Raw genomic sequence first — 6,597 nt, 5'->3', positions numbered from 1 at the left:
GCACTGCCCGGCGCCGATGCGCTTTTGATCGCCACCGAATGGAAGAACTTCCGCGCGCCTTCCTTCGAGATGATCAAGCAGGCGCTCGCCACACCCGTCATCTTCGACGGCCGCAACCTCTACGACCCGCGCGTGCTCGCCCGCCACGGCATCGACTACATCTCCATCGGACGAAAGGGAGGCAAGCGGGACAGGCGAGTGACCAAGGAGCTGGCTGCATGAGGGTTCTTTTTGCCGGCGGCAATGGCTACACGCCTGAATTCAGCGGCGGGGTGCAGTCGAGCACGCATCACCTGGTCGAGCAGCTACGCGCCCATGGCCACGAAGCCTCCGTGCTCGCGGCCCTGTTCGGCGACGGCATGTTCGGTTTCAAGGCAAGGGCCAAGATGAAGCTGCTCGGGCAGCGTGCCGTCATCGACACGTTTCCCGGCTATCCGGTTGTTCGCGCCTGGTTCCCATGGGAGGCAGCCGGCTTTGCCGTGCAGAAGCTCAAACCCGACGTCGCCGTGGTCCAGTGTCACAAGTCTGTTCCGATCGGCAAGGCGTTGGAGGCCCAAGGCATACCATTGGTCGTCTATCTCAGGAACGTCGAGTTCCACGAGTTGGGCGGCGATCTCAGTGAACTGCGCTCGGCGCAATACATCGCCAATTCGGACTTCACCGCGCGCACCTACGGGCAACGGTTCGGCATCGAATCGACAGTCATTCCGCCGACGATCAATCCGGCGCATTACAACACGCCGACGACAGGCGAGTTTGTGACGCTGATCAATCCTTATCAGGAAAAGGGCTTCGAACTCGCTGTGCGCATTGCCGGGCGCTGCCCCGACATTCCCTTCCTGTTTGTCGAAAGCTGGAAGCTTGCCGACGACCACCGCTCGCGCATCGAAGAGATCATCGCACCGTTGGGAAATGTCAGGCTCGAAAGCCGGACCAGCGACATGAAGACGGTCTACGGCCGGACCAGAATCCTGCTGGCGCCGAGCAAATGGGAAGAAGCCTGGGGCCGCGTTGCCTCCGAGGCCCATTGCAGCGGCATCCCCGTCGTCGGCTCGCGCCGCGGCGGATTGCCTGAAGCGATCGGCAAGGGTGGCGTCGTCCTCGACTACGATGCACCCCTGGATGTCTGGGTCGGCGCCGTGCGCTGCCTGTGGGACGACAAGGCGGAATATGAGCGCCTGTCGGAGACCGCGCGCGAATTCTCGCATCGTCCGCAACTCGACCCGGATGCCCAGTTCGCCACCTTCATGGGGGTTCTCGACCGCGCGGCGGCAGGCAGCCTCCATCGGGCGGCCTGACTTGGGTTTTCGCTCGCGCAGTTTCAGGAGGGCGGATCGATGAAGGTCTGTTTTGTCGTCGACAAGTTCCCCTCGCTTTCCGAAACCTTCGTTCTCGACCAGATTGCCGGTTGCCTTGAACGCGGCATCGAGGTTGGCGTCGTCTGCAACGAGACGACCTTCGGAAAAGAGCACAACATCGACGATCCGCGCTGGCGCAAGCTGCCCGGCGGGGTCGAGCAATGGTGGGGCGCGCTCGGTCCGGTGCGCCCGTCGTTGCGCAAATGGTCGGGGCGGCTGTGGGACAAAGCTTCCACGGCGCTCGACATCGCCTTTGCCGGCAAGCTCGAGAAATACGATGTGATCGTCGCCCATTTCGGCAACAACGGCCTGCGTGTCGCGAGGGCGATGAAGCAGCGGCAGATCACGGCACCCTTGGTGACCATCTTCCACGGCCATGATGTCGGTGCGCCGATGCATGAGGGCACGCTGTCGCGTTACGAAGTTGTCTTCCGGCAAGGCGCCTTGCAACTGCCGGTCAACGGCTTCTTCCGCGACGCGTTGATACGGGCAGGTGCCGCCCCCGGCACCGTTGCCGTGCACCATATGGGCGTCAACACCGACGAGATCGATTTCCGCATCGGCAGGCAGGGTGACAGTGCTTTGGCGCTGATCTCGGTCTGCCGGCTGACCGAGAAAAAGGGCATCGAATTCGCCCTGCGCGCGCTCGCCGAAGTGCAGTCAGTGCGTCCTGACATCGACTGGTCCTACACCATCATCGGCGGCGGCGAGCTGCTCGACGCGATGAAACAATTTGCTGCAGAGTTGGGCATCGCGGAACGGGTCGCCTTTCTTGGGCCGCGTCCGCATAGCGAGGTCAAGCAGCGCCTGAGCCAGGCGCATGTCTTCGTCCTGCCCAGCGTGAAGGCCAGTGACGGCGATCTCGAAGGCATTCCGGTGGCGCTCATGGAAGCGATGGCTGCCGGGCTGACCGTCGTCAGTACTTATCATTCGGGCATTCCCGAACTGATCGAGGACGGCAGGACGGGGCTGCTCGCGCCCGAGAGGGATGCTGAGTCTTTGGCGCAAAAACTGATCTGGATCGCAGAAAACCCCGGCGCCTGCGAGGCGCTTGCCAAGGCCGCACGGCGCAAGGTCGAAGACGATTTCGATTCAGCCAGGCTGAATGACGCCTTCGCCGACACGCTTTTCCGCCTTGCCGCGACCAGAGCCGCGGCATGACGGCTCAAGCCCAGCAGTTGGGGCGCATCGCGCTGAGGGGCGGAGCACTGACCGCCGCAGCGCAGGCGATCAAGATAGCGATCCAGTTCGTTTCGGTGGTGGTCCTGGCGCGCATGCTTGCGCCGGAGGATTTTGGCCTTGTCGCATCGGTCGGGCCGATCATCGCCTTTGTCGGGCTTTTCCAGAATCTCGGCCTCCAGCAGGCGGTGATCCAGCGGCCGGAGATCGGCCAGTCGCAACTCAACCAGGTGTTCTGGATCAGTACGCTTGCCGGCTTGGCCTGCACGTTGATTATCGCTGCGCTGTCGCCAGCGGTTTCGGCATTTTATGGCGATGCCAGGATGACCGGCATCACGCTTGCCGCCGCAATGCCGCTGTTGTTGGGAAGCCTTGCCGCGCTGCCGCTGGCGTTGATGAACCGCAACCTGCAGTTCGGCCAACTCGCGATCAACGATGTGGCGACGGCAATGGCCGGTCTCGCGGCCGCGATCGCCGCAGCCTATGCCGGCCTCGGCTACTGGGCGCTGGTGATCGGACCGGCCGCGGGCGCAATCGTGACATTGCTTGGCGCATGGCTCGCCACGCGCTGGAAGCCTGATAAACCGAACCTCAAGGTCGAGCGCGAGATATTGTCTTTTGGCGCGAACCTCACTGGCTTCAACCTCGTCAATTTCTTCTCGCGCAACCTCGACAACATCCTGATCGGCAGGTTTTCGGGGCCGATCGAACTCGGCTACTACGACCGCGCCTACAAGCTGCTCTTGTTTCCGCTGCAAAACATCAACCAGCCGCTCTCGCGCCTGATGGTGCCGCTGCTCAGCCGCATCCAGGACGACAAGCCGCGCTTCCGCGAGCTTTATCTCCGCACCAACTGGCTGCTTGCCTTCATCACCGTGCCCGGTATCGCCGCACTGACGATTGCCTCCGAGCCCGTCGTTTCCATACTGTTCGGCGAGCGCTGGCTGGCTGTCGCCCCGATCTTTGCCTGGCTTGGCATAGCCGGGCTGATGCAACCGGTGTCGAGCACGACAGGCTGGATCTTCATCTGCCAGGGCAAGACCGGAATCATGTTTCGCTGGGGCGTCTACTCGGCGCTGACCACGGTGCTGTCGTTCGTCGTCGGGCTGAAATGGGGCGCTGTCGGTGTTGCCGCAGCCTATGCCATCAGTGGCTATGTACTGCGCTTGCCGGTGCTCGCTGTGATGCTGGGGCGGACGGGGCCGGTCTCGGCGCTCGACTTCCTGATGGTCCAGGGGCTGCTGATTGTTGCGGCAGCCGTAGCCTGGTTGGGCTACGGCTGCCTGCCGGCATCACTGATCGAACAGTCCAATCTCGTCGCCGCGTTGACGGCAGCGACCCTAAGCTACGCGGTTGCGCTCGCCTTCATGATCGCCGTGCCGCAATCGCGCCGCGCCCTTGTCGACGCCTGGAAGACCATCGCCCGAAACATCCGTTGATGCGTCTTGGAGCAGGGGCCTGATCAACTCTGCCGCCGACATCGCGGAGGCGTGCTCCTCGAGCACCGCGGCAAGTGTCGTTGCCCTCAGACGGTCGAGATTGCCCGTGAAACTGGTCAGCTTCTGGCTGGCTTCCTCGGGCGTCACCGTATCGATATCGAGCAGCAGATCGGCGAGCCCGACGCGCTTGGCAAGCTCCCTGGTCTTGAATTCATAGGCGATGGGCAGCACCGGAGTGCCGACGCAAAGCGACATGATCATCATGTGCATGCGCGTGGCGACGACGAAATCGAAGCCTTTGACCAGTTCCATCAACTGTTCCGGCGTATGGAAGTCGGCATCGACACTGACATTTGCTGCGATGTCTGGTGCCAGCTCGGCAACAATCGCCCGCGCGGTCTTCGAATCGTCATGGGCATATTCAGGCACACCCTGGCAGGTAGAAACGAAGGTCACCTGCTTGCCGTGGTCGCGCACCAGCGAGGTGGCAATATCGCGGATCGAATCCATATAGCGGCGCATGCCATCGGCGCCCTCGCTGACATAGTTCCAGTGCCGCACCGAGATGCCGACGCGGCCAGAAGGCTGTGGCGCTGGGCCGGAAGACAGAAGCGTTTCGATACGCCCCTTGTCCGCCAGCGCGAACACCGAATCGGCCACGACATGGCACTTGTCGATGTTGTCGACGAGGCCGGCAAGGTGGCCGCGCGAGCGTTCGTCGCGCAACAGGATCAGCGGGCTACGGTCGAAGACCGGCTTCAGCTCGCGGCGATTGTAGTCCTTGTCAAACGGCCCAAGCGACTGGGTGAAAAAGACCGGATCCTTGCCGAAGGCAGCGTCGATGCGGAACTGGTTGAGCCGGCGTTCGAGATTGTAGTTTTCGACGAGGTAGGTTCCGCCGGTGGTGATGACGAGGTCGGCGTGCCGGTACATGTCGAGGCTGCGGCGGTCCTCAGCGTCGAACATCGTTTCGTCAAGCGCTGTGCTTTTGCCGTAGTGGCGCAGCGCGCTCTGCGCCAGCCGGTTATAGATCGGCTTGGCGAGGTTCTTCAGCCGGTTGTCGTCATAGGGATATTTGAAGATCGACTCGGCCAACAGCTTGCGGATCTCGATGTCGGGATAGGCATGCTTTGGATAGAGACGCGATGCGACCTCGGATTGGCTGTCGAACACCTGGAACTGGATCTCGCCCGAATAGGCCGACGTCAGGATGTGCCGGATCGCAAGGAGGATCGCAGCGTCGCCTGTGTTCAGGCAGACGGTGTTTTCGACAATGATCTTTTTCATGGAACTGCGTCTCCGTGCGTAAGCCCGCCAACGCAGACCAATACAGATCAAACGGGCTATTTTGCGACGCAACAAAAGTTGAGGTCGAATGGGTCAGTAATTGTTGCGACGCAGCAAATGCTTCCCTAGCATTGTGGGGCGGTGGGCCAAACAGCGAGAGTAATCTCATGCTGCATGTGCTGTACCTTGTGCATGACGTTTCCGATCCAGCAGTTCGCCGGCGGGTCATCATGCTCAAGGCCGGTGGTGCGCGTCTTGCGTTGGCCGGATTCCGGCGAACTGATGAGCCGGTAAAAGATATTGAAGGCTTGAGGCCGATCGACCTCGGCTACACACGCGACGGCCGGTTTGCGCAGCGAATCGGAGCGGTGGCAAAAGCGTCGGCGGGCATGCCGGGCTCGCTTGGAGGCTTGCCGACTCCTGATCTGATCGTCGCGCGCAATCTCGAAATGCTGGCGCTGGCGCAGCGTGCGCGAAGCACGTTCGCGGGTTCGGTGCCGATCGTCTACGAGTGCCTCGATATACATCGGCTGGTGCTGCGCGAGGACCTTCTCGGCAAAGGCATGCGCGGGGCTGAACGGCTGCTTGGGCGCAACGTCAAGCTGTTGCTGACCAGCTCTCCGGCTTTCGTCAGGCACTATTTCGACAGATACGGCCAGATCGACGCGCCAATTGAGTTGGTGGAAAACAAGCTGCTCGAACTGACGCCTGGCCTGCCATTGGCTCCGAAGGCACCCGATGGGCCGCCGTGGCGAATTGGCTGGTTCGGCGCATTGCGTTGCCGCAAGTCGCTCGAGCTGCTGGCCAAATTCACCCGCAGCATGAAAGGGCAGTTCGAGGTCGTCATGCGTGGTCGGCCGGCACTTTCCGAATTCCCGGATTTCCACGGCTTCGTCGACTCCGAGCCCCATTTGACCTTCGAGGGGCCGTACCGAAACCCCGAAGACATGGCCGAGATTTACCGGGAGGTTCATTTCTCCTGGGCGATCGACTTCTTCGAGGAAGGCCAGAACTCAAGGTGGCTTCTGCCCAATCGGCTCTATGAAGGCTGTCGCTTCGGCGCCGTGCCGATCGCCATGGCTGACACCGAAACCGCAGGGTTCCTGCAACGGGAGCGGGTAGGGCTGGTACTATCCGAGCCGTCGGTGAGAGCGCTGATGGATACGCTCTCGCCAATGACGGCCGAGCGCTACGAGACCCTGCATCGGGGCGTGCTCGCCCGTGACCAAGGGACATGGAGCTGCGACAGCTCCGATTGTCGCGCGCTGGTGGCAAAGCTCCAGCGCATCGCCGGCGGCGTCGAAATCGACGCCATCGCAGCCTGACAGCATACA

Annotated in this window: 6 protein-coding genes; 5 read left to right on the top strand and 1 reads right to left on the bottom strand. The window is 62.0% G+C overall.

All coding sequences use genetic code 11. The annotated features are described in order from the left end of the window. The 4 genes from C8K44_RS05785 to C8K44_RS05770 all read left to right on the top strand — a co-directional run. The coding region (locus C8K44_RS05785; protein WP_245417373.1) for a UDP binding domain-containing protein at positions 1-222 on the top strand (222 nt) is incomplete at its 5' end. Continuing rightward, positions 219-1,298, top strand: coding sequence for a glycosyltransferase (locus tag C8K44_RS05780; protein WP_109574790.1), 1,080 nt, complete (start codon positions 219-221; stop codon positions 1,296-1,298). The genes C8K44_RS05785 and C8K44_RS05780, both read left to right, overlap by 4 nt. Before the next feature lie 39 nt (positions 1,299-1,337). Next, positions 1,338-2,519, top strand: a complete 1,182-nt coding sequence (locus C8K44_RS05775) for a glycosyltransferase (protein WP_109574789.1) — start codon at positions 1,338-1,340, stop codon at positions 2,517-2,519. Continuing rightward, on the top strand, positions 2,516-3,976 hold the full coding sequence (locus tag C8K44_RS05770; protein WP_109574788.1) for a lipopolysaccharide biosynthesis protein: 1,461 nt from the start codon (positions 2,516-2,518) through the stop codon (positions 3,974-3,976). The genes C8K44_RS05775 and C8K44_RS05770 overlap by 4 nt, the downstream gene beginning before the upstream one ends. Here the strand turns inward: C8K44_RS05770 and C8K44_RS05765 are convergent. Next, entirely contained in the window at positions 3,878-5,263 is a 1,386-nt protein-coding gene (locus C8K44_RS05765) for a polysaccharide pyruvyl transferase family protein (RefSeq protein ID WP_109574787.1), read from the bottom strand. The genes C8K44_RS05770 and C8K44_RS05765 overlap by 99 nt on opposite strands. 167 nt (positions 5,264-5,430) lie before the next feature. Between C8K44_RS05765 and C8K44_RS05760 the strand changes: the two genes are divergently transcribed. Next, on the top strand, positions 5,431-6,588 hold the full coding sequence (locus C8K44_RS05760) for a glycosyl transferase family 1 (protein WP_109574786.1): 1,158 nt from the start codon (positions 5,431-5,433) through the stop codon (positions 6,586-6,588). Positions 6,589-6,597: the final 9 nt, after the last annotated feature.

Origin of the sequence: Aminobacter sp. AP02, assembly GCF_003148805.1 — a bacterium.
In the GTDB taxonomy this organism is placed as follows: Bacteria; Pseudomonadota; Alphaproteobacteria; order Rhizobiales; family Rhizobiaceae; genus Aminobacter.
This window is presented reverse-complemented; position numbering and strand designations above follow the sequence as displayed.